The organism is Holdemania sp. (assembly GCF_986127675.1).
This window is the reverse complement of the sequence record NZ_CFQZWI010000031.1, coordinates 1-22,234: the sequence shown is the minus strand read 5'-3', so window position 1 is coordinate 22,234 and position 22,234 is coordinate 1. Positions and strand designations below refer to the sequence as shown.

The window sequence follows — 22,234 nt, the reverse complement described above, 5'->3', positions numbered from 1 at the left end:
TTGATATGTTGAAATTTTTTAAAAGCCATCCGCCGATGACTTCTACATTTCGTCCGTTTTCCACCCTGTCAGGAAAGCCAGTCTTCGCACAGCGTGTTCAATGCCTTCCTCGTTCAGCCAGTAATGCGTCCATTTCCCATCCTGACGGCTGACGACAATGCCCGAATCACACAGAATCTTCATATGATAGGATAACGCTGACTGGCGGATATCCAGAATCTCGATCAGCCGGCAGGCACATTTTTCGCCATCTTTGAGCAGCTCCAGAATTTTCAGCCGGTTTGCATCGCAAAACGCTTTAAAGATTTTGGTGTCGCTGGAATATTCCTCCATCGTTTCCCTCCCTCATATCAAATTTTTTTGATGTATTTTGATCATACAGTCAAACACTGAATTTGTCAATCTTCAGATCAAATTTTTTTTGATATGATATCAACAATCAGGACGCGGCAGACAAACTCGCCAATCTGCGGGATATCTTCAAAAGCACGGTTGGCCTGCCTCTGCACAGCAGGCAGAACAATAAATTCTCCGGGGCCTTTGGGTTCGGGGATTTTCTTCATTTATATGGATTTTTCTTTCTGCGTAAAAGCCAGAACAAAAAAACGGGAGTGCCGGTATCGGGGTGTTCATTTTCCCTGTGCGGCGTTCCCGTTTTGATTTTTCTGTGCTGATCTTCGAAAGTTACAGCCAGAAGCGTTGGTAATAAATCCCGCGCAATAAGGCATGCGCGCCTTCGACGATCAGAGCAATCGCGAAGAGGGCCGACAGAGCCACTGTGCCGATCATTGGCTTGAAGAACGTCAGCAAGCCCAGAATCGTCATCGCCGCGCCGATCAAAACCAGCCAGCCCCAGCCGTCAAAGTTCAGCTTTTTCAGATCAAAGCCGCCGACCAGCTTGGACAGGCCGGAGAACATGATCCACATACCGAAGATATACGGCAGCACCGACGCGACCAGCACGCTGTTGCCCAGAAACATAAAGCCGACCAATACGCCGAGAATTCCGTCCAGCAGCTGCCAGCCGGAACCCAGCATCAGATTATGAAATACGAAATAAATCGTCAGGTCGAAAATACCGCTCAGCAGGATGACAAACCCGATCATGCCAGCCATGGAGATCAGCGACGCATCGGGATTAAACAACAGCGTACAGCCGGAAAGGATCAACAAAATCCCTGCGATAAACCACAAAATCCGAGTCATTGAATTCTTCATCATGTCCACTCCCTTTTTTGCATCAGACCCATGTTCTGATTACACCTACATCTTAATCCTTTTTCTTTCCAAAGGAATAGACAGCCGCGGAAATCTGTCGAAATCTGAAACAATCCGCCAAGATTGTCAAAGCTGCAGGGCGCCATGGCGATCTGAAATGGCCTTTTTCAAGCAGACCGCTGATATTCATGCTTTTTTACAGAGCACTCAGGCCGGATCATCCGGGGTTAAATAGCGGGAAACAAATTCCGCATACGCCGGATCTTCCCGCAAGAAAGCCAGCTTCTCATCCCGCTGCAGTTCTTTGAGCAGCGAGCTTATTAAAATGGTGTTGAACGTGCCTACGTCATTGGTGTTTTTAATATGCGGATAGAGCGGGGAAATCGACGGATCCCACGGCTGTTTGAGCGCTTCCAGCATGCGCTGCAGAGCGTCCAGACACGGCTTCGCCTCTTTTTTCTGCAAGGCCAGCAGGAAATCGGCGATCGCGTGATCGTAAGGCATCAGATCAAACTGTTCCGCGGTTTGGCGCGACAGCTCGCCATAGCGCTCAGCCCGCTCGCTCTGCCCCTGCTTCCAGCTGAGATCTATTAAATTGCTCAGCTGTGTGATGAGGTTGTTCGCGGTCTTTAACAGCTGGCGTTCCATGAGCTCCATTGCCTTTTCTTCCTCGCCGCTGGCAAGATGCAGGTTGATTTTCAGCTGCTGCTTATCCACAGCCAGCGGTTCGGGCAGCTGATCGAGCAGTGTCCGGGCTTCGTCCAGCGCTTTCCGCTCCAGAGCATCGGAAAACAACATCACGATCGCAGATTCCCGGACATGCCGGTTTTCCCCCTTTGCGCATAACCGCAGCCAATCGTCAGCCTGCGCCTTATACCGCGAGGCGTCTTCCGGCCGGGTCATCGTAACGGAGCCTTTAATCATCGTCGCCATGCCGTAGATCAGCGTCATGCAGTTAGGATATTCCCGGATCCTGTCCCGCGCCATTTCAAAGGCAGCTTCCAGATCACCGTTTTTCACCTGCTCCGCGACTTCGTTCATCAGGTTGGCAACTTCCAAGTCTGTCAGCTCGTCTTGAAAGGAAAGCAATGTGTTCAAATCTGTTTTTAACAGCCGGGCTAACGGCGGCAAAAGCGTGATATCGGGATAGCTGTTGCCGTTTTCCCATTTGTTGACAGCCGGGGCTGAAACCCCCAGCAGTTCGGCGACGCGGTCCTGCGTCAGCCCCAGCTCCTTGCGGCGCTGGCGGATCACTTCGTTCATCTTCATCATGAATCTCCTTTCATGTCGTTTGCGGATCGTTAAGAAAAAGCTTTTTCCAAGTTTATCTTAACAGCTGCCCAACGCTTGTACAACTGAATGGAAAGAAGGTTTTGGTTAATTTTTTTAACTGTCAGTTAAGCAAAAAAAATCAGATCCGCAAGCACAAGGGCTCGCAGACCTGATCGACAGGTGAAGCTTATTCGTAAGATTGGTCATGTCTTCTGCGGATAACCGGTTAATCCAGAGAAACCGACGCCGTGACGCGTTCTTTCAGCTGGCAATAGCCGGAACATTTCCGGGCTGCCGGAAACGTGAACGCCATCGACCGGCCCAGTAACAACATCGAGACCCAGGTCCCCTCACGCAAGGTCGTCAATTCCAGATGGAAAATTACGATCAAAAGCAGGCTGAGTCCGATGAAAAACATATCCGCCCGGCTGCGCAGAACACTGAACGGGATGGCCCACCGCTGGGACAGCACCATGACCAGCTGCTCAAACGGATGCCGAATCAAATCCGCCGTCATCATCACCGCCACGCCGTACGACGCCAACAGAATCCCGGCGATCATCGCCAGCCACTGAACGCCGTAGCTGCCCGGAATCCAGGTTGAGAAGCCCGGCAGATCATAACAGAACACGTTGACGATCTGTCCCTGCAGCCAGGCGACCAGCACCTGCAGCAGCTGCAGCTTGGGAAACTGCCGCCGTTGAATTAAAATCTGAATCAGGACGCAGCTGCAGTTAAAGATAATGATCAACGTACCGCTTTTCAGCCGGGTCAGAAACGCCAGATTCTGCGTGAATGCCACAACAGCCGTCTGGCCCAGTCCCGATTTCATCATAAACGACAGGCCCAGCGCCGTGATCGCCACGCCCAGCACCATTTCAATCAGCTGCAAGCCTTTTAAAGTCTTTGTTTTCATGCTTGTTCCTTTCCGATGGGAATCCCGGTGTAATTTTCAATCACCCGCAGCACGCCATAGGCCGTATTCGCCGGCGCAATGTGATTGACCTGCGCCAACAGCGGTTCCTCTGCGTTGCGCATGATGTGTCCGTAGCGGAATTCCTGCAGCATTTCCAAATCATTCTCGCTGTCGCCGAAGCACAGCACTTCCTCGTTCGCCAGGCGCCGCGATTCGCAAAGCTGCCGCAGCGCCGCCGCTTTGGAAACGGCGCTGTCCGTCATTTCGATCACGTCCCCGTGAACGACGCTGACCTTGAAATCCGCCACCCGCGCCCAATCCGCCAGCGCCGGCCGGGAATCATAAATTTCAATTTTATAACAAGCGCCCAGCTGTTCCAGCGGCGTGTCCGTCAGACTCAGAAAGCCATGTTCCTGCGCGAACAGCGCCGGATCCGGCATCCGCCTGACTAACGTTTCCATCCGCTGCCGGTAGGCTTGCGGATCGCTGCACCAATTCCCCTTTTCCATCGACGCAACAGTCAGAACTCCCCGCTTTTGGACTTCATGAAGCATGTCCTGCGCCTGTTGGGTCTTCATCGGCCGACGCTGCGTCAGCTTTCCCCCGCGGTCGTAAACCAGCGCGCCATTTAAGGCGATCACCGGACAGCGGAAGGCGTACTTCGCAAACAACGGTTCGACAATTTCCATCGCTTGGCCGCTCGCCAGCACCCATTCAATCCGGCGCGCCGACAGCTTCTTCATATAATCCGCAATCGTCTGATCCAGACAATGATTCGCGTTGCACAGCGTCCCGTCCAGATCCGTCGCAATCAGCTTGATCATCGCCGTGATGCCCCCTTTCGTTCCAGAAGAAAATGACGACTGCGCGCCACTTTCAAAATTTTATTTTTTTCTAATTTACGCTTGAAGCTGAGCCAGAATCAGATCGACCATCTCGTCGGCTGCGCCGTATGGGAAATACGTGTTGAACGATTCAAACACAATCCCATATTCCTGCTTGTTGACGGCATAGTAATGAAAGCCGTTGGCATACGCGCACAAAAGCGTCGGTTTGCCATCGTATTCGCGGATCCGTTTGCCCAGCACCGTGTCGATTTCGCACGGCACCGTCACGATTCGGAAGCTGCCGAAATCCACAATCAGACATTCCGGCTCGTAATGCAAATGCGTCTGCGCCAGCTTGTCCTCGACATCGCGCAGATAGCACGCGGTAATCCGGTGCGCCCGGTCGCTGTCCGGATTGAGCGTTTCCAGCTCCGCCTTGAGTTCCCGCTGTTTTTCCAGCAGGTATTCGTTGGTCTGCGGATTGTAGTCGATCGTCATCTTCACTGACCGGACGTCCATTTTCTCCACGGTCAGCGGATGAGGATGTTTCGGGTCGATGAGCTGGGCCGCAATGCCTTCGCCATAGCGAAGACATTCATTCCAATCCACGCCCTTTTTCATCAACCGCGGACTGACGTCGCCGGCTTCGCCGTTGAAAATCATGACCGGCATGCCTGTCGCTCCCTGCACGCTGCGGCGGAGCACACCGAAGAAATCAGCGGTGATATACAGGTTCTGCGCACCCAGAATCGTCGGATGACACGCCAGGTTCAGCAGCTGCACCAGCGGCAGGTCGTCCACAGTCCGCAGCGTCAGGACCTCGCAGCGGTCGTTGTATTCCTCGCCGGGCCGGTTGCGGTTGTTATAAAAGCCGTTGATCGTAACCTGATCGAGCGTCGCCTGCGCCTCGCGCAGATGCCGCAGCGCCCATTTCGCGGAAAAGATCATTTTATCCTGAATCCGCTCCCAATACTCCAGATCCGGATCCAGTTCTTTGTTCATGCCATGGGACACCACCGGACTGTTATGGGTATGCGAACAGCTGACGCAGATATGCGACACGTCCAAGCCGCAGGCTTCGCTGACCGCCTTGCGGCAGGCGTCGGTAAACTGCTGCTCGGCAATCGCGATATCCAGCGTGAAAAACACCATCGTTTCCCCGGCTTGTAAAATCAGCGTATCCAAAAGCAGATCGTCACGCAGACCGCAGGCCGTCCGCAGCCCTTCGCCGCTGACCTGTTTCTGCTGCGCCGTCTGGTTGAAGCAAAACCGTGCTTCGTTGTAGCCTTCCATTTTGCACGGAAGGATGGGATTAATGATTTCCCGCGTATATGCCGCTTTCATCCAAGCGCCTCCTTTAATTGTGAATGATGCCGGCCAAGACGAACGAGGAACGCGCCTCTGCGGTTCCTTTTTCGCCCTTGACATGTTAAGAATTGGATATTTGATTCAAAGGAATCAGCCAATCGTATAGATGTTGCTTCCGGCTTGGACCTGACCCTGCGGCTTGCACGCAAGCGCGCCGTCCTTCTTCGTCGCGATGACGAGAACGACCGGATCCAGTCCCCGGGCTTTGACAAGCTCCGGATCAAAGCTGCCGATCATTTCGCCCGCGGCGACGCGCTGACCTTCTTTTACATTGATCGCAAAGCCTTCGCCCTTCATACTAACGGTGTCCAACCCGATGTGCATTAGGATTTCCTCGTCGTTATCGGTTGTAAAGCCGATTGCGTGCTGCGTGGGGAAGACCATCGCCACCGTGCCGCTGACCGGAGCCGTTAACTTCCCATCGGCAGGAATCACAGCCATGCCTTCGCCGACAACGCCGCTGGCAAAGGTCTTGTCGTCGACCTGGCTCAAGGCGATCAATTCACCATCCACCGGAGCGGCCACCGCCGTCGGTTCCGACTTGATCTTTAAGACAGCCTTCTTCTCGGCCTGAATCGCCCGCTCGCTCTTTTCCACATTCTCGTCAAACGGTTTGATATACGTCAGCACCAGCGCGATCACAAACGCCACCGCGTAGCACAGCGCCACGACCGGCATCGTATCGCCGAAGATCTCTAAGGAAATCACTGACGGAGTGGAAACGACATAACCATAGCCGCCTAAGATGGCGCTCAACGCTCCGCCGACGCCGCTGGCGATGGAGGCCGCCATAAACGGCCACTTGAAGCGGACCAGCACGCCGTACAGACCTGGCTCCGTGATGCCTAAGATAGCGGAGATCCCCGCTGACAGCGCGATTTCCTTATTATTTTTATTCTTCAGCCGGAGGAAAGCTCCAAAAGCTGCGCCCGCAACTGCCAGTGCGGAAATCCCGTAGATCGCGATCAGCGGATCCCGGCCATACACTTCCAGGTTGGACAGGATGATCGCCGTCAGGGACAGATGCATGCCGGTGAAGACGATGAACTGACGCGTAAAGCCGACGATGAAGCCCGCGACAATCGGCGAGAAGTCAAACAGCCAGGTGACCGCCATCGCGACATAGCTGGACAGGTAATAGCCGATCGGCCCGGTAATGCCCAGGGCGACAAAGCCCATGATGATAAACACGCAGATCGGTGCGAACAACATCCGCAAAAAATCCGGAATGACCTTGTTGACGCCCTTGTAGACATATTTCAGCACCCAGACCGACAGGATAATCGGAATGACGGATCCGGAATATTTCGCATAGGTCACCGGGAATCCAAGCAAATGGATCGCCGTGCCGGCATTGTTGATTACCGTCGGATACATCAGCATACCTGCAACCGCCATCGCCATGAACGCGTCCGTGTTGAACTTCTTCGCGCTGGAATTGGCCAGCAAGAACGGCAGGAAGTAGAATGGAACGTCCGATATAATGCTTAAGAACGTATGCATATCGCTGCCGGAGGTCAATACCTTCATCATCACAAACAGCGAGATGAAGCCCTTTAACAAGCCGCCGCCCAGAATGCACGGCAGACATGGCGCCAGGCAGCCGGCCAGGAAATCCAGGATCGCGCTGAAGCTGAATTTCTTCTTTTCTTCGTTCTTTTCCCCGAAATCATCTGGTACCTCGCCACCTGAGGTCATCGGATATTGTTCGATCATCATTTCATAGATGCGACCGACTTTCTGGCCGATGATGACCTGCAGCTGTCCTGCTTTCCACTGTGCCCCCAAAACACCCTCGACGTTTTCCAAGGCGTTCACGTCGGCTTTCTTCTCCTCTTTGAGCGTAAAGCGGATGCGGGTGGAACAATGCATCGCGGTGTTGATATTTTCCGTCCCGCCGACCAGCCGGACGATCTCGTCGATCATTTTCTTTTCCTGAGCGTTGCCCTTCATGCGTTCTTCTCCTCGTTTCTGTTTGTTTCTTTTGTTGCCGGCCTTCCCCAATCGCGGCCGTTGGAGCGGATCAGACGGGAATACCAATAGAAGGAATCCTTCGGAATGCGGCGCAGATCCAGCGTTTCCTCGTCTGTCGTGTTGATATAAACCAGACCATAGCGCTTCGCCATTCCGTTGCCGGTGCTTAACAGATCGGTAAACGACCAGGGATTATAGCCGATCACCTCGCACCCGTCTTCGATCGCCAGGCCGACCTGATAGATCTGATTTCGCAGGAAGGCGATCCGGTTCGCGTCGTGCACCTGGCCGTCCGGGCCGACCTGTTCGTGTGCGCCCAGTCCGTTTTCCGTGATCATCATCGGCAGACGGTAATGATCCCAGACATACCTTAACATATACCGCATCGCGACCGGGTCGATTTCCCAATCCCAGTCCGTTGTTTCGACGTAAGGGTTCGGCGCCAGGGCATATTCGCCCGGAAATTTCGGATAGACGAACTGGCCTTTTTTACCTTCTTTATTCAGCGCCAGCTCCAGATAGCTTTCCTCTTTCGGGCAATGCTTCGCGACGTTGGAACGGTAACAGTTGAGGGCGAAGTAATCAATTTTCGCCTGACCGATCAGTTCCATATCCCCCGGCCGGATATCCGGATCAATGTCGTGCAGCTTCCAATACTGCTTGACAAATCCACTGTATTCGCGGAACGCATACAAGTCGTTCCAGATTTTTTCCGTCAGTTCTTCGGCGTTCATCGCCGCGATCTGATCCTGCGGCTTGCAGCTTTCCGGGTAGATCGGGACATAGCCCGGCACCGGCCCAATCTTGCCGCCCTCGACTAATTCATGGCAGGCGATCACAGCTTTGGCATGGCACAGGTTCATGATGTGGTTAATCCGCCACTTGTCTTTTTCCCAATCGGCGCAGCCCTTGTCCAGCCCCAGCCACTTGCCGTAGACGATCTGCATGTTCTGCTCGTTGATCGACAGCCAGTATTTAACGCGGTCGCCGAACGCCTCGAAGCAGACGCGAACGTAGTGATCGAACAGATCGATCACCCGCCGGTCGCGCCAGCCGCCCAGCTCGTCCACCCACACCGGCATGTCGTAATGGTACAGGGTGACGATCGGCGTAATGTTGTGTGCAAGCAGCTCGTCGATCAAATCGTTGTAAAATTGAATGCCTTCCAGATTGACCTTGCCGTCGGAAGCGGGAATGATCCGCGGCCAGGCAAGCGAAAAGCGGTAAGAGGTGAAGCCGCACTCCGCCATCAGCTGTACGTCTTCTTTCCAGTGGTGGTAATGATCGGCGGCGATTGAATTGTCAGCATAAGGTTTTTTCGTCTTACTGTTGAGGTCGATGATGGCCGGTGTGCGGCCGCCTTCGGCGACCCCGCCTTCAACCTGCCAGGCCGCGGAGGACGCTCCCCACAGAAAGCCCTCCGGAAAAATTGGATCTCGTCCGTAGTCCATTGTTTTCTCTCCTTTGCCCCTTCCGCAATGCGGATTGGCGGCGCTTATTGAGAGTCTCCATATTTTTTGACGTAGACGCTGTACAGCACATCCAGCACATAGATCGTTCCATAGGTATAATAGACGGATTTCGCTTCCTGCGACCGGTCGGCGGCGCTCAGATGATAGATCGTATCATACACGTCGTCGAAGTCATGGCTGCGGTTGAGCGTAAAGAGGATTTTATACGCTGGATTGTCCCGCAGGTAATCGCGCGAAGCTGCGGCGAACAGTCCGGATCCGGAAATCACCAGAAGCAGATCCTCTTTCTGCAAATGCTTTACGAAATCGATGTTCTCATACATATCGGAAACCATCCGGATGACCTTGTTCTGAAAGATCATCGAATGCTGGAACTGAGCGACCGAGGTCGCGCCGACACTGGAGGTCAGAAAGACGACCTCGCGGGCGTCGTGAATCCGTTCGGCCAGCCGCTCGACTTCCGCCGTGTTCATGCGCTGATCCAGCTCGGCGATCATCGCGTTGATTTCCTGCGTCAGGGTTTCGCGGTAGTTCTCCCGTCCGGCATGCTTCTGAAAGCTTGCCCGCTGATCGTCGTACTGGGCGAATTCATCTTTAAACGCGACGAAGTTCTCATACCCGATCGCCTGACAGAACCGGCGGATACTGGAACGGGATACAAAACAGTCGGCGGCCACGTCATAAATATTGAGCCTCGACAATTCATGATAGTGCTCGAGAAAATATTCAGCGAGAATGAAATAGGGATCTCCCTGATTGTTTTCATTCAGCACGTTAAACAAGGAGTTCAGCAAACTGAGCCGATTGATCTTCATACCTAGGTTCCTCTCTGTTCTATTGAATCCTGTTTACCACTGTTGTCGCCTTCATCTTAGCATGCGCTTCCATCGTTTTGGGGTTCAGAAATCGACCCTGAATCTATACCCGGAAATCCGCTTTTGTTAAAGGAGATCAAGCGCTTACAGTCAAATTGGAAAAAGGCCGGGGAAAACAGGTTTCTGCACCCTTGAATGTACGGCAGTTTTTTTATTGTTGTCAACCCGGAAAAAGAAGAAATAAAAGGAAAAAAGTGAAAAAGCAGAAGGCGGGGATGAGCTTTGCGGCCAGCGAAGCGGGATAACGGCAAAAAAAGAACCGCGGCGATCACACCGCAGTCCGTAAAAGGGAGTCAATAGAGCCTGCTTTTCGCCTCAGATACAGACAGAAAGCAGGATCAGTGGAATTTTTTGTCAGATGAAAGTCAGCGCACTCAGGGCTTTGGATCACATGGCAAGGTCTAAATGTTGTCGATCGGATACATCGGGCGCAGAATCGTGCGGTACTGGATCTTTTCCGTGCGCTGGTTTGTTGCGCCGTCGGTCAGCGACATCACGCTGAACTTCGCCAGTTCCTTTAAGCGCGGGTAAATGTAACCCTGCTTGACGATGATTAGATCATAATCAAACAGATTCAGACCGGCCGCGGTATATTGTTGATCTTCCGCGAAAGAAACAGCTTTTTCCGCGATGATCACGTCGATCGCCGTGCCGTCCAGCGTGATCGTCGTGCAGGTGCCGACGGACAACGTTTCGCCATAATGGTGATGCAGCTCGCCGGTGGCTTTGACCGTGCCTTCCAGATGCACCTTCGCCGACAATTCATCCAGATTCGCGCCCAGCTCGACGCTGACATGGGTACCCGGCTGTTTGTCTTTCAAAGCCAGGGCGGTTTCCGCGTCCGCGATGCAGGCGAACACAATCCGCTTGCCATGCAGATCTTCGGCGGCCAGGCATTGTTTTAATATCGTTGTGTTGCAGCCCGGACCGCCGGCGGTGCAGTTATCTCCGGAATCGGTGATGACGACCGGGGATTGAGGATATTCAACCGCCTGTTGGAACGCGTCTTCCGGCTCCAGCGCATTGCCGGTGAAATGGAACTCCCGGCGCTTGCTCCAGGCGAAGGCCGCGATCTGATCGGCTTTTTCTTCCGCATACGCCCGATCGTTCTCTGTCTGCGGAACGACGATGACGCTGGCGCCGCATTTCGCGTTGTCATGGCGCACATAGCCGATATGATAGGAACAGCACAGGATCCGCGGATCCGCCTCGATTTCATCGAGCAGCTTGTTGATGGAAACCATCGGTTCATCCAGCGAAACACTGCGCTCCCCGCCGACTAAAATCGGAACCTTGCGGTACACCGGATGAATGTCGCGGCGGTTGTTCAGTAAGTCGATAAACAGCTTCGCTACCAGCCGGTGACAATCCGGCCGGTCGGTGTGGGGGGAATGGCGGAAGGTGCGGATAATCTGGCAGTTGTCGGCCTGTTCCTTCGACAGATTGCCGTGCGGATCCATGACCATTGCAATCGGCAGGTAAGGTCCGACAAGCTTGCGGATTTCGCGGATGATCGTATGCTCGCCACTGCCCCCTTCCAATCCGAGGACATTGCTTGCGCCATGCAGGAAGAAAAACATCCCGTCGATCTCGTCGATGTGTTCGCGCACGCCGTTCAGGAATTGTTCAAGAATGAAGTCGAACGCTTCCCGGGTGACGCGGCCCCCAGCCCGGCCGTCTGCGTAAATCGTCGGAATGACTTCGATTCCGGCTTCCTCAAACAAATCGCGGACATACAGTGCGTCGACGACGTCATCGCCGGTTTTCATCATAAAATCCTGCAGCGCGCACGGTTTTTTCACGCGGGCGTTGGATTCGGCGACAAAGCCGCCAATTAATACTTTCATGTGGTGAACCCCTTTCTTCGTTTATTTACCCCAAGTATACGCATCCTGAAAAAAGAAAGGGGATCAGAAATTGACCCTCAACTTTTTTCCATAAAAGAAAGAACGGAAAGCTCAGCGCTTTATTTTCAGAACCTTTTGACGGTTGAGCATCAGCGGCCGGTAGTACGCCACGGTATCGCACATCGGCAGCACGTCTTCATGTAAGATAATGCCCAGCTCCTTTTGAATATAAGCCCGGCGTTGGCGGATTGTATCCCAGAGAATCGGATCTTCTTTCTCGATCTGACGGCGCAAAGCCTCATCCGCCAAAGCCACGGTGCTTTCTGCTCCGGTTCCCCCATAGCCTTGCATCGACGGAATGATGTCGATCTGGAAAAGCATCCCGCTGGCTAACGGAATCGTAGACCCCGGGGTGATCGGCGAACAGAGCCATTCCTCATCCGCGCTCAAATGTCCCGGATTCAGCGACCAGTGATACTGCGCCTTGGGCAATACCCTTTCGATACGCTCGTACAGCTCGCCGCCCAAAAGGCCGACCTTCAGCGTTTCCAGCCATTCCGCGACGGCGGCATAATAAGGCATGGCCAGCTTTTCCAGATAATCCTGCGCGCCTTCCGGCAGCTGCGACGGATCGCTGACGGCATAGCCGGCCCGGCTGGTCAGTCCGCCCTTGTACCCGGTCGTTAACGACAGCTTATCGCCAAGTTGGATCGCCTTGCCGCAAGGATACAGATTTGCTTTTTCAAAGCGGTCGCCGGTGGAAAAGATCGTTACGACGCTCGGGCGCTGTCCTTCGGCATTCATCAGCGAGCCGATTTCCAGATCGGTCTTTCCCGGGGCTAATGCTTCCATCGCCCTCAGCACGCAGTCGGAAGCCAGCGAAGCGCCGTATTCATAATGGATCAGTTCGTTGGCGTTGTTCGTGATCCGCGCGCCATTACGCGGATCAATGAACAGTCCCGTGGCGTTGATCAGCCGGCCCCCGGCCTGACGCAAAGCCTCGACGATGAACGACGGCACGTCAAACAGCGTACTGTTTTCCTCCGTCTGGCTGGTGAACAGCTTCCAGCCGGCCACGCCGACCTTCATGCCGGATTCAATCCCGGCCTGCGTAAAAAAATCACAAAGACGGCCGTCATCCGTCATCGGCTGATTCGGCAGTGAGAAAAACGGAACATGCAGCATCGTCGTCGGAATCCGCGAATAGTTGACCATTTTCGTATTTTCATTCCCCAGCAGCAAGACCGCTTGGCCAGTCTTGAACAGCAGCAGCATCGACTCCTCAAAGCGGGTCAGAAAACCGGTTAAATACTCAAAGTTGGAACCATGTTCCAGATCACAGTAAACCGCCAGACAATCAAGCTGATGCTTTGCCATGCGGGCCAGAATTTTATCCCGCCGCTCCCGCATCGTCTGATCGCTCAAGAAGACCGGCTGGCGTTGTTGATGAAACCGCGGGACAGGCGCGCTGTCCCAGATTACTTTTCGTGTCATATTTTTCCTCCCTGAAGATAAACTTATCCAATGCCGGCAGGGCTGGCCAGAACCGGCCGCGGATTTTGTTATTCCGATTATAGCATCCCGACAGAGGCAACGCGGGACAATTTTCGCTCCTGACAAAATTTCATGTTCTCTGCGCCTTTTCCTCACTGCCACGCCGCGTAAAACCGAATCCGCCGGCAGACCGGCAACATTTCCAGCCGTTTTTTTCTCTTTCACACGCTTCTGATCCAGAATTAAGTTTGGTCGGCAAAGAGCCAATGTTGGAAAAAAGATTTGTATTCCCCAACGATTCCCCATACAATAAAAATAGAATTAAATCCTCTGGCTGCGGCCTGCCTCCCGGTTGCGACCCTCAGACGTTTTTTTGAACATACCAGAACAGAAGAAAGCAAAGGGGGATTTGCTTTTTCTCTGAATAAGGGGTGACTTCGATGAAGAAAAATATTCTGATCCGCACAAACTTGCTGGTGTGCCTGATCATCGTGATCGGCTTTTTAATAACGGCCTTCCTGAGTTATCAGATGAATTACACCGTTTCGCTGGATAACATTGAACAAGTTTCCAGTCTTACCTCCGAAGGAATCTATTACCAGCTCACCACGCTGTTTACCAAACCGGTCAACATCTCGCTGACCATGGCCAACGACAGCCTGCTTCGCACAACGCTCTTGCAGGAACAGGAAAATCTGGACAGTTCCGAGTATATTGAGACACTGCGCGAGTATCTCAACAGCTATCGGATAAAATACAACTACGATTCTGTTTTTCTCGTTTCATCTGCGACTCATCGCTATTACAATTTTGAAGGACTGGATCGGACGCTGGAGCCGGAAAATCCGGAAAATGACTGGTATTATGATTCCTTAAGTTTATCTCAGGATTACTGGATCAATGTGGATAACGATGAAGTCGCCGGAGCGAATAATAAGATTACGGTCTTCATTAATTGCAGCATCCAGGAGGATGACGGCACGCTTTTGGGCACGGTCGGCGTCGGCTTGCAGATTGATTCGCTGCAGGCGCTGATTCAGGAATATGAAAATCAATACAATGTTGAAGCCTATCTGGTTGATCAAAACGGCATGATCGAGATCGCATCGCATTATACCGGCTATGAAAAGGTCAATTTCTTTTCACTTTTCGATTATCCGCAGGATATCCGGCAATCGTTATTGATCTGGAATAAAGGCGAAGCCGCCGACAGCTTCTGGACCGCGCAGGATGGACGGCGTTCCGGTGAAGATTACCTGATCACCCGTTATATTCCCGAGCTGGACTGGCATCTGGTCGTCCGGCAGGATACCGGCAAGTTTCTGGCTGAGCTTAGACAGGAGATGCTGCGCTCGGCTTTGATCATCCTGATGATCATCATCTTCATCCTGATCGTCATCACCCGCGTCATCCGCAGCTTTAACCGCCAGATCGTCGCGCTGACGCAATCCATGGAGCAGGAAAAACGATCCATCTTCAAAAAGGCGACCGAGGAGTTATTCGACGACATTTACGAACTGGACATCACACGCAACCGGCCGGCGAATGAAGCGACGGTTCAATATTTCATGAGTCTGGGCGCAGAAGCCAACACGCCGTATGATGAAGCATTAAAAATTGTAGCGGAAAAACAGATCAAAGAGGAATACCGGCAGGGTTATATCGACACCTTTAAGCCGGAAAATGTCATCAAGGCGTATAAAGCAGGGCAGGACACGTTAAAATATGAATTCTTGATGTCCACCGGCGGCGATTATTTCTGGATGCGGATCACCGCCCGGATCATTGCACAGAAGAGCGACGGTTCGCTGCACATGCTGACCTACCGGCAAAACATCGACGCTGAAAAACGGCAGGAGAACCGGCTGCAGGAACTGGCGCAGCTGGATGAAATGACCGGACTGCTGACAAAGACAGCCACCCGGCGGCACATCGAACATTTATTGAAAGAGAAACCGGATCAGCTGTACGCTTTCTTCATTCTGGATATTGATACGTTCAAGCAGGCAAATGATCTGTATGGTCATGCCTTCGGCGATTCGGTGATAGAAAAATTTGCGGCCGTGCTGCGCGCTCAGTTCCGCGAACAGGATATCATCGGCCGGATCGGCGGCGATGAATTCGCGGTCTTCATTCCGGCGCCGGATATCGCCTGGGTAAAGAACAGAGCTCAGCGGTTGTTAAAAGCGCTGCACTATACGCACATGGCTTTGGGAAACAGCTGGGATGTCAGCGCCAGCATTGGCGTTGCGCTGACGGCGCGGGAAGCACAGGACTTTGAATCGTTATATCAGAAAGCGGACTCCGCCCTCTATATGTCCAAGAAAAACGGCCGCAACAATTACACGTTAAAGCCGTAACGGTGTGCTCAAACAAAGATCCGGGAATTCCCCAGGTGGAATTCCTTTTTCAGATTAGATTATTGAACCTTCCAAGAACAGACGAAACTTTCTCATCCTGTTTGACCCGGCGAGTCCGCAGACCGATTACTCTGCATCTTTCAGTTACCGCAATTTTCTGACTTCATTTCCTATTCCCTGTGAAACCCTGTATAATGTCCTTAGTGAAAATTCAGCACAGGGAGGCTACCATGGAATCAGCGATTACAATCCTCAATCAAATCATTAAAATGTTCCTGATGATGGCCGTCGGCTATCAGTTGTATCGAAAGAAAACGATCAACGACGACACGACCGCCCGGTTATCCAATATTCTCTTAATGGTCGCTACTCCCTGCACGATTGTGACTTCTTTCAATCAGGAATATTCAGCAGAGAAATTACAAGGATTAATGTTCGCTTTCCTGTTAAGTCTCGCGGTATACGCCGCCAACATCCTCATCGCTCAGCTTCTTTTCAAGCCAGAGGAACGGGTTGAAAAATTCTCGCTGGTGTTTTCCAACGCCGGTTTTCTGGGGATTCCGTTAGTCACCGGCTTATTGGGGATTGAAGCGGTATTCTATCTCGCCCCGTTTATCGTCTGCTTCTATTTGTACGCCTGGACGTATGGCGTTGTTGTGATGTCGGGAAAGAAAGAAAACATCACGATCAGAAAAATCGTGACGAACCCCTGCATCTGGGCCATGATCCTGGGCGTCGTCATTTTCCTGACAGTGAAACCGTCGCCGCCTTTTATGGAAGCCATAGAGTCGCTGGGATCCCTGAACACGCCGTTGGCCATGTTGGTGTTAGGAGCATATCTGGCAAAAAGTCCGCTCGTCCACATGTTCAAAAACAAAACGGCTTATCGCGTCAGCTTTGCCCGCCTGGCGTTGATCCCCGCGCTTTTATTGGCAGCGTTTTGCTTCATTCCTGAATCCTATGCCACGATCCGCACGGTCATTCTCATTTCTGCCGCGGCTCCCTCCGCAGTGCTGGCGCCGGTTTTTGCCCAGATGTTTGATCAGGATATTACATTAGGCGCACAGATTGTCAGTCTTTCCACACTTCTCAGTCTGTTCACCCTGCCGCTGGTCTTGTTTATCTCGGAAATGATTTGGTAAACGCCGCTGTTTTCGCTAAGCTGGATTCTGGAAATAAATTGAAATCCGGAGAGGAAATAGGGTATTTCGATTTTAATGCGAGGAAAGACATTACCCGTCAGGGCATGAATAACGAAACAGGGATGATGACCGCAAAAATGGATAGGGATGAACAAGGGAACATTTCCTGTGTTATTCATATCGGCGATTCTATTGACCAGAATACGCATGAAACAAGCAAGAATATGAACTTCATTTTATCAGGACATGGAAAAGCCATTTTTGATGGAAAAGAAGTTGGTTTAAGAAAAGGGACTTGTCCTATTTGTAAAAAAGGTTCTGAGCCTGGCATCCTCAATCCGTACGATGAAGCTGTATGCCTTATCACAGTAGTTGTAAAACGATAAATTGGGCTTGTCCGATAGAAAAATATGAATTTGAAGGGAGGTCATGTTTATTAAAAAGTTTAAGCTTTTTATCATTCCCATATTATTTTTCATTCTGATAGATCAAACTGTAAAAATAACGATATCAAGAGGATTCATGCAGTATGAATTCGATATCCTTTCTGGAATCCTCAGGTTTAATCCGGTATTAAATACACGTTTATCTTATTTTGGAAATTTTATTGAACTATTATCAGACTCCTTCGTAACGATTCTTCTAAATGTTTTTGCTTTAGGGATCTTGATATCGGGCTATTTATTGTATAAGAGAAAAATAGAAAATACTAGTTTCCCAGTAAAAATGATACTGATTTTCGGCTTAGCTGGATGCTTGTGCAGTCTGATTGATAAGCTGTTTTGGGGCGGAAGCTTAGATTTTCTACAAATTCCCAACTTCTTTATTTTTGATTTGAAAGACTGTTATATTACGATAGCAGAAATTCTATTTGTTATTCTTGGAATTTTACATCGCCAGGAAATATCAGTGAAAGAGTATCTACGTTTTTGCTGCAATAAGTTTAAATTGTAAAAATCCAGTTTCAAAAATAGATAAATTAGAAGCTGGAGAACTAATTATGGACTATATCGTTAGAAACATAAGACATTCGGAAATCCCAGTTGAATGAGTGGAACAAGGAATCAAATCAGATTTAAACACAAATGGTCAATCAAGCTGACATACAGACAATCGGCTCCGCAAATTGGATAAGCCCAATATTCAGGGAGAAAATCAACTTATTCACCTGATAAAATTAAAATCTGGCGCAAAGTCCAGATTTTTTATTTCATTCCGTTTGTGACAGCCCCATTCGAATCCATTGCTCCCTCGGTGCTTCAGATTCGATCATTTTTTCTTTCAATAATCGGATCATCCTCGCCCTTTCCTGCGGCCTGTCATCTATTAAATTCTGTTTCTGTTCGGGATCCTCGGTCAGATGAAACAGGAAGTCGCCATCCAGCGCGGAATTCTGATCAGTATGACAGGGAATCCGCAACACCGGCATTTGATGGGAAAATTGATTCAGCCGCACAAGCTCCGCGCCGTTTAATTCCTCCCGAGAGAAGAATTCCCGCATGTGCGTCGGCATCAGGGTATATTCCGCCAGCGGCTGGTTATCCGGCGTTCGATTGGCGCGCATATAAAGCCATTCGCCATCCGTAACATTCACATGACCACCGAAGATTCCAAACAAAACCGCGTCATGAATTACCCGATCCTGACTCACCACAGGAAGCAGGGAACATCCCGCCATGCCGGCGATTGGCGGAACCGCGAAATAATCCAGCAACGTCGCAGGAATATCCACCGTCTGCGCCAAGGCCGACCGGCGCTGGTTTTCAGGCTGCCCCGGCACATGGATGAAGCAAGGCAGATGCACGATCTCATTATACAGCGGAGGTTTGTTCTTCCCCAGCCAGTCATGCTCGCCCAATAAGAAACCATGATCCGTATTCACGATCAGCAACGTATCCTTCCACATCTCATGGTCATCCATAAAATCCAGAATTTTGCCAAGATAGGCGTCGCACATACTGATCAGCGCGGCATATTCCTTGCGCAGATCCTCCAGTTCATCCAGACTCAGCTTTCCTGTAAGCGGGCCATAGACCGGCCAGTTCAGCCGCGGCGGCTGCGTCAAACCATATAAATCACGATACCGCTGCGGAACCACAAACGGCTCATGAGGATCAAAGCATTCTACCTGAACGAACCAGTTTTCCCGGTTTCCATGCGACTGGAGAAATTCCAACCCCGCATTCATCGTCTTTATTGAAGAATAATCCTCTTCCCGACGCTGTTTTTGTCGATTCGCGTAATGTTGAACAAAAGAAACGCCGGATTTCGTTAACGGATGTTGGCGCGGCAGCTTCAGGTCGATATCCCGCGGCTGCCAGCGATCCCCTTCCTGACCGCGGAAGCCTTCCCAGCTGTTATACCGGTTATGATATGTGGCTCCGCCGTCTTCAAAATAATGCGAATGATCCGTGATCAGATGGGTATAGATTCCATGATTCTTTAATTGATCCACAACAGAAATATCAAAGGGTTCCAGCGGTCCCCAGCTGCGGTGAAGAAAGTTCAGCTTTCCGGTATGCAGCTCGCGCCGGGCCGGCATACACGGCATGCTTCCTCCATAAAAATGATCGAAAGTGACGCAGTGTTCTTCCAACCGCTGAAAATTCGGCGCGATCACCCAGTCATTGCCATAGTTCGGCAGGTAACTGCGTGTCAGCGTGTCAAACATGATCATGATTGCCCGCATAATTTACTCCCACAACAGCTTCTTTCTCAGACCTGGATTCAGAATCTGCTTTCGGCGTAGAAAATCTTCAACCAGATTCAGAGTATCGTAATAACAGATGTGTTCCTCGCTGGAATTCCAATTAAAGAATCCATGATCGCGATCGGGATAGACGACTAATTCGCAGTCATTGCCGACAGCACGCATTCTTTTATGAAATTCCTTAATACTCTCCACAGATACCGCGCGATCCGCTTCCCCTTGTATCAGCAGCGTCACAGGCAGACCTGGGCGAATATATTCCATTGGAGATAACGTCTCTAATTCCGGATCATCAAATTTTGGCATTTTCTTTTTCAAGTCCTTAATCTTCTCCTGTTTGCCGTTAATATTGATTGTATCATCCTCCGACAATCCGTCAAAGGATGAACCCAGGGATGAAAACTGAATTCCCGGATTATATAAAATCATTGCGCAGGGAACGGAGGATTCATCACTTTCATCTAACGAATTGACCATAGCTGCCACACTGGCCATCGCTCCGCCCGCAGAACCACCCGCTACCACAATCCGTTTCCGGTCAATTCCTAATTCTTCCGCATGAGCGATCACATAGCGAAGCGCTGATTTACCGTCAAGCAGACAGTCTTTCACTGTAATTCCCGGCAGCGTCGTCAACCGGTAATCCGGCGTTAACGTTACCATGCCTAAATGAGCGAAGTATTCCGCCTGCATCCGAAAATGACTGGGATTTCCTTTATAGAATCCCCCGCCAAAGTAGAACAGGACGGCTGGACGGCAATCTCCCGCAGCCCAGCTTTCTGGTTTAAAGATGGACATCATCAAATCCTTTTGCGGTGTTTTTTGATAACAGAGAGTTTCCATCATTACATCTGAATAGACGTTTTCCTTAATGACTGGCATATTTATCGCTCCTTACTCACGCTAAGATCCCTGTAAAATATCCGATCATAGAAAGAATTAGAAACAAACCCATAATCTTTAACGGTGTTACCTTTTTCTTACGAATCAGCCAAAGAGTGCCGCCTAAAGCCGCCATCGTCAGCAAACCGGGATAGACTTTATCGAAAAGCGCTTGAACGTTAATCTCCAATTCTCCGAAAGTGAAAGATAAGCCCGTAGTAACGTTGGCCGTACTGGCCGTTACCGCACCGACGACCAAGATCCCCAGGATTTCAACCGCCGAGATAAAACGATCTTTAATTCCGGATGAAATAATTTGTTCCGCACCGTTGATTCCCATTTGAACGCCAGTTTTGAAAAGCGACCAGGTCAGAGGATAACAAATCAGGAAATACGCGCCGATCAGGAAAAGAACGCCAATGACCGATCCACCATCACTGAGACTGATGGCGATAGAAAGCAGGATGGGGATCAATAACCCCTGAATCAGGGAATCGCCGATCCCTGCAAAGGGCCCGGCCAGTGCGGTTTTCACGCTTTGGATAAGTTCATTGGGAATCTCATCCGTTTTCGCTCTTTCCATTTCCAATCCCAGCACAATCCCCGGCACAATAATTCCGACTGTCGGCTGTGTATTGAAGAATACACAATGATTCTGACATAACTCGATTTGTTTTTCAGGATCATCCGGATACAGTTCTTTGGCCGAGGCGATCATCATGTTGACCATGCCCGGGCCCATCATTCTTTCCATGGTAAAGCAAACGCCGGAACCGAACAGGAAACTCCACATCGTCTTCCGTAAAAAGTGTTTATCCTTACTTAAATTCTGCAACTGAGTCATGCGTTTTCTCCCGCCTTTCCCTGAATCATAAAAATCACATAAGCGATCGCGCCGCCAATAATCGTAATCGTAATGACGTTAAGCCCGACAACTTTAAGTAAAGCGAAACCCAATACGAAGAAGATCAGCTGACTGTTATTCTTCAACAGACTATTTAATAAGATCGCAAAACCCAGTAACGGGATGATTTTAGTAAAAACCCCCAGAATTCCCATGATACTGGCGGGAACTGCGGATACGATGACGTCAATCGCCGCTGAACCAATCAAACACAAGATCGTAATGATTGACATGTTGATCACCAAATTCAGCGCGGTAGGCACTGCAAAATGTGTCCAGTAAGCCTGTTTCAATTTTCCTTTGGCAATCAGATCATCTGCTTTGTGCAGTATAATTTGATTCACATTCATTAATAAGACCTGGAGCATCTGAGCCAGAAAGCTGAATGGAACCGCTAAGGCAATCGCCACTTCCGCATCGCCGCCCTGAAGCAGCGCCAGAGGAATCGCAAACCATTGACTGATGTCAATCGGCGGCATGGATGCGATCCCGCCGACATTCATCGTCCCAATATACATCGCCTGCAATACCGCTCCCACCATAATTCCTTTGGTTACATCCCCCATTACAAGACCGCAGATCATTCCCGCGATCAATGGTCGGCGGAAAATCTGGAAGCCCCAATGTCCAAGCAAAGCATGAGAATTCATAAGCCACCCAAAGAAGCCGAGCAGCAAGGCTTGAAAGATACTCATTAAGTTCTCCTCCTCTTATAGTTTGTTAAATTTTTGTTGGATTCGTTCACGGATTTCAGACCATTCAGTCCGCGCCGAATTGGGAATCATCTGCAGCCATATCCGGACACCCGCTTCTGTCAGTTGTTCGACAGCTGTGAATTCATCCCTCGTGAAATAAGTTGCCGGTACGATCTCTACGCAAACTCCCGCATTTTTCCGTTGGGATAAAGATGCAATATTTAAATCTTTATTCAATTCAGGAATTCTTTGAATTAATTCGACCAAGATCGGAAGAG

The 22,234-nt window shown here is 50.7% G+C and carries 21 protein-coding genes; 4 read left to right on the top strand and 17 right to left on the bottom strand.

All coding sequences use genetic code 11. The features are described from left to right. Window positions 1-42 precede the first annotated feature (42 nt). The 12 genes from AC5OW4_RS06730 to AC5OW4_RS06675 form a co-directional block, all read right to left on the bottom strand. Window positions 43-333, bottom strand: a complete 291-nt coding sequence (locus tag AC5OW4_RS06730; RefSeq protein ID WP_493676808.1) for an ArsR/SmtB family transcription factor — start codon at window positions 331-333, stop codon at window positions 43-45. Between the two features lie 77 nt (window positions 334-410). Continuing rightward, complete coding sequence (locus AC5OW4_RS06725) at window positions 411-563, bottom strand: hypothetical protein (protein ID WP_493676807.1); 153 nt, start codon at window positions 561-563, stop codon at window positions 411-413. A 121-nt stretch (window positions 564-684) separates the two neighbouring features. Further along, a complete protein-coding gene (locus tag AC5OW4_RS06720; RefSeq protein WP_072683174.1) occupies window positions 685-1,218 on the bottom strand; it encodes an HdeD family acid-resistance protein in 534 nt (177 codons plus the stop codon). A gap of 207 nt (window positions 1,219-1,425) precedes the next feature. Continuing rightward, window positions 1,426-2,487, bottom strand: a complete 1,062-nt coding sequence (locus tag AC5OW4_RS06715; RefSeq protein ID WP_493676806.1) for a helix-turn-helix domain-containing protein — start codon at window positions 2,485-2,487, stop codon at window positions 1,426-1,428. A 229-nt stretch (window positions 2,488-2,716) separates the two neighbouring features. Then, the gene (locus tag AC5OW4_RS06710; protein WP_083538372.1) at window positions 2,717-3,406 is read right to left on the bottom strand and encodes a YczE/YyaS/YitT family protein; all 690 of its coding nucleotides are present in this window, start codon (window positions 3,404-3,406) and stop codon (window positions 2,717-2,719) included. Beyond that, a complete protein-coding gene (locus tag AC5OW4_RS06705) occupies window positions 3,403-4,230 on the bottom strand; it encodes an HAD family hydrolase (protein WP_493676805.1) in 828 nt (275 codons plus the stop codon). The genes AC5OW4_RS06710 and AC5OW4_RS06705 overlap by 4 nt, the downstream gene beginning before the upstream one ends. Before the next feature lie 75 nt (window positions 4,231-4,305). Further along, window positions 4,306-5,577 (bottom strand): hypothetical protein, encoded by a 1,272-nt coding sequence (locus AC5OW4_RS06700; RefSeq protein ID WP_493676804.1) that lies wholly within the window; start codon window positions 5,575-5,577, stop codon window positions 4,306-4,308. 114 nt (window positions 5,578-5,691) lie between these two features. Beyond that, window positions 5,692-7,554, bottom strand: coding sequence for a glucose PTS transporter subunit IIA (locus AC5OW4_RS06695; RefSeq protein ID WP_493676803.1), 1,863 nt, complete (start codon window positions 7,552-7,554; stop codon window positions 5,692-5,694). Beyond that, complete coding sequence (locus AC5OW4_RS06690; protein ID WP_493676802.1) at window positions 7,551-9,026, bottom strand: glycoside hydrolase family 1 protein; 1,476 nt, start codon at window positions 9,024-9,026, stop codon at window positions 7,551-7,553. Before AC5OW4_RS06690 ends, AC5OW4_RS06695 begins: the two co-directional genes overlap by 4 nt. Window positions 9,027-9,070: 44 nt before the next feature. Next, window positions 9,071-9,862 carry a MurR/RpiR family transcriptional regulator gene (locus tag AC5OW4_RS06685; RefSeq protein WP_006058261.1) on the bottom strand — a complete coding sequence of 264 codons (792 nt, stop codon included), beginning with the start codon at window positions 9,860-9,862 and terminating at the stop codon, window positions 9,071-9,073. Window positions 9,863-10,323: 461 nt separating this feature from the next. Beyond that, window positions 10,324-11,769 carry a M81 family metallopeptidase gene (locus AC5OW4_RS06680; protein WP_493676801.1) on the bottom strand — a complete coding sequence of 482 codons (1,446 nt, stop codon included), beginning with the start codon at window positions 11,767-11,769 and terminating at the stop codon, window positions 10,324-10,326. 111 nt (window positions 11,770-11,880) lie between these two features. Next, window positions 11,881-13,263 carry a M24 family metallopeptidase gene (locus AC5OW4_RS06675; protein ID WP_493676800.1) on the bottom strand — a complete coding sequence of 461 codons (1,383 nt, stop codon included), beginning with the start codon at window positions 13,261-13,263 and terminating at the stop codon, window positions 11,881-11,883. A 440-nt stretch (window positions 13,264-13,703) separates the two neighbouring features. Between AC5OW4_RS06675 and AC5OW4_RS06670 the strand changes: the two genes are divergently transcribed. The 4 genes from AC5OW4_RS06670 (at window position 13,704) to AC5OW4_RS06655 (ending at window position 17,719) form a co-directional block, all read left to right on the top strand. Beyond that, the gene (locus AC5OW4_RS06670) at window positions 13,704-15,623 is read left to right on the top strand and encodes a sensor domain-containing diguanylate cyclase (RefSeq protein ID WP_195548023.1); all 1,920 of its coding nucleotides are present in this window, start codon (window positions 13,704-13,706) and stop codon (window positions 15,621-15,623) included. A gap of 230 nt (window positions 15,624-15,853) precedes the next feature. After that, window positions 15,854-16,765, top strand: coding sequence for an AEC family transporter (locus tag AC5OW4_RS06665; protein ID WP_195395166.1), 912 nt, complete (start codon window positions 15,854-15,856; stop codon window positions 16,763-16,765). Beyond that, window positions 16,759-17,151, top strand: a complete 393-nt coding sequence (locus tag AC5OW4_RS06660) for a cupin domain-containing protein (protein WP_295769507.1) — start codon at window positions 16,759-16,761, stop codon at window positions 17,149-17,151. Before AC5OW4_RS06665 ends, AC5OW4_RS06660 begins: the two co-directional genes overlap by 7 nt. A 43-nt stretch (window positions 17,152-17,194) precedes the next feature. Next, window positions 17,195-17,719, top strand: a complete 525-nt coding sequence (locus tag AC5OW4_RS06655; RefSeq protein WP_195395165.1) for a signal peptidase II — start codon at window positions 17,195-17,197, stop codon at window positions 17,717-17,719. A gap of 256 nt (window positions 17,720-17,975) precedes the next feature. Here AC5OW4_RS06655 and AC5OW4_RS06650 read toward each other — a convergent pair whose 3' ends face one another. The 5 genes from AC5OW4_RS06650 to AC5OW4_RS06630 form a co-directional block, all read right to left on the bottom strand. Beyond that, window positions 17,976-19,454 (bottom strand): sulfatase family protein, encoded by a 1,479-nt coding sequence (locus AC5OW4_RS06650; protein WP_195548021.1) that lies wholly within the window; start codon window positions 19,452-19,454, stop codon window positions 17,976-17,978. A gap of 3 nt (window positions 19,455-19,457) precedes the next feature. Further along, window positions 19,458-20,357, bottom strand: coding sequence for an alpha/beta hydrolase (locus tag AC5OW4_RS06645; RefSeq protein WP_072683163.1), 900 nt, complete (start codon window positions 20,355-20,357; stop codon window positions 19,458-19,460). 16 nt (window positions 20,358-20,373) lie between these two features. Further along, entirely contained in the window at window positions 20,374-21,201 is an 828-nt protein-coding gene (locus AC5OW4_RS06640) for a PTS system mannose/fructose/sorbose family transporter subunit IID (protein WP_493676799.1), read from the bottom strand. After that, window positions 21,198-21,956, bottom strand: a complete 759-nt coding sequence (locus tag AC5OW4_RS06635) for a PTS sugar transporter subunit IIC (protein ID WP_072683161.1) — start codon at window positions 21,954-21,956, stop codon at window positions 21,198-21,200. Before AC5OW4_RS06635 ends, AC5OW4_RS06640 begins: the two co-directional genes overlap by 4 nt. Before the next feature lie 15 nt (window positions 21,957-21,971). After that, the coding region (locus tag AC5OW4_RS06630; RefSeq protein WP_493676797.1) for a hypothetical protein at window positions 21,972-22,234 on the bottom strand (263 nt) is incomplete at its 5' end.

Excerpts from the sequence above, each read along its gene's own strand:
- AC5OW4_RS06730 (WP_493676808.1), bottom strand. The coding sequence starts at position 333 with ATGGAGGAATATTCCAGCGACACCAAAATCTTTAAAGCGTTTTGCGAT.
- AC5OW4_RS06725 (WP_493676807.1), bottom strand. The coding sequence starts at position 563 with ATGAAGAAAATCCCCGAACCCAAAGGCCCCGGAGAATTTATTGTTCTG.
- AC5OW4_RS06720 (WP_072683174.1), bottom strand. The coding sequence starts at position 1,218 with ATGAAGAATTCAATGACTCGGATTTTGTGGTTTATCGCAGGGATTTTG.
- AC5OW4_RS06715 (WP_493676806.1), bottom strand. The coding sequence starts at position 2,487 with ATGAAGATGAACGAAGTGATCCGCCAGCGCCGCAAGGAGCTGGGGCTG.
- AC5OW4_RS06710 (WP_083538372.1), bottom strand. The coding sequence starts at position 3,406 with ATGAAAACAAAGACTTTAAAAGGCTTGCAGCTGATTGAAATGGTGCTG.
- AC5OW4_RS06705 (WP_493676805.1), bottom strand. The coding sequence starts at position 4,230 with ATGATCAAGCTGATTGCGACGGATCTGGACGGGACGCTGTGCAACGCG.
- AC5OW4_RS06700 (WP_493676804.1), bottom strand. The coding sequence starts at position 5,577 with ATGAAAGCGGCATATACGCGGGAAATCATTAATCCCATCCTTCCGTGC.
- AC5OW4_RS06695 (WP_493676803.1), bottom strand. The coding sequence starts at position 7,554 with ATGAAGGGCAACGCTCAGGAAAAGAAAATGATCGACGAGATCGTCCGG.
- AC5OW4_RS06690 (WP_493676802.1), bottom strand. The coding sequence starts at position 9,026 with ATGGACTACGGACGAGATCCAATTTTTCCGGAGGGCTTTCTGTGGGGA.
- AC5OW4_RS06685 (WP_006058261.1), bottom strand. The coding sequence starts at position 9,862 with ATGAAGATCAATCGGCTCAGTTTGCTGAACTCCTTGTTTAACGTGCTG.
- AC5OW4_RS06680 (WP_493676801.1), bottom strand. The coding sequence starts at position 11,769 with ATGAAAGTATTAATTGGCGGCTTTGTCGCCGAATCCAACGCCCGCGTG.
- AC5OW4_RS06675 (WP_493676800.1), bottom strand. The coding sequence starts at position 13,263 with ATGACACGAAAAGTAATCTGGGACAGCGCGCCTGTCCCGCGGTTTCAT.
- AC5OW4_RS06670 (WP_195548023.1), top strand. The coding sequence starts at position 13,704 with ATGAAGAAAAATATTCTGATCCGCACAAACTTGCTGGTGTGCCTGATC.
- AC5OW4_RS06665 (WP_195395166.1), top strand. The coding sequence starts at position 15,854 with ATGGAATCAGCGATTACAATCCTCAATCAAATCATTAAAATGTTCCTG.
- AC5OW4_RS06655 (WP_195395165.1), top strand. The coding sequence starts at position 17,195 with ATGTTTATTAAAAAGTTTAAGCTTTTTATCATTCCCATATTATTTTTC.
- AC5OW4_RS06650 (WP_195548021.1), bottom strand. The coding sequence starts at position 19,454 with ATGCGGGCAATCATGATCATGTTTGACACGCTGACACGCAGTTACCTG.
- AC5OW4_RS06645 (WP_072683163.1), bottom strand. The coding sequence starts at position 20,357 with ATGCCAGTCATTAAGGAAAACGTCTATTCAGATGTAATGATGGAAACT.
- AC5OW4_RS06640 (WP_493676799.1), bottom strand. The coding sequence starts at position 21,201 with ATGACTCAGTTGCAGAATTTAAGTAAGGATAAACACTTTTTACGGAAG.
- AC5OW4_RS06635 (WP_072683161.1), bottom strand. The coding sequence starts at position 21,956 with ATGAGTATCTTTCAAGCCTTGCTGCTCGGCTTCTTTGGGTGGCTTATG.